Source organism: Pleomorphochaeta sp. DL1XJH-081, from assembly GCF_049310885.1.
Classification (GTDB): Bacteria; Spirochaetota; Spirochaetia; order Sphaerochaetales; family Sphaerochaetaceae; genus CAYZJV01.
In genome coordinates, this window is the sequence record NZ_JBMDYO010000113.1 from 1 (window position 1) to 267 (window position 267).

Here is a 267-nt window from a genome sequence, read left to right on the forward strand (position 1 = left end):
GTTATTTTTAATCGCATCATGGGGACTTTTTAAACTCGAGCAAAAAAGCCACTCGTTATCAAAAAGCGTTTTTATCGCCATCTTTCTCGGCGCCCTTCTCGGATTATCACTCCATTTCATTGCCAACGAACCGCGAAAAACGGTCATTGATTGGTACAGTATCGTCGGCAACGGCTATGTTAATTTGCTGAAACTTGTCGCGGTTCCGCTGATTTTCATTTCAATTCTGTCAGCGATTAATAAACTCGAAAATAGTGCCGGTATTGG

At 41.9% G+C, this 267-nt stretch carries 1 protein-coding gene; it reads left to right on the top strand.

What is annotated here, in order from left to right:
- Positions 1-267: cation:dicarboxylate symporter family transporter (locus ACODJP_RS14115; protein WP_422482580.1), on the top strand; the 267-nt coding region annotated here is incomplete at both ends.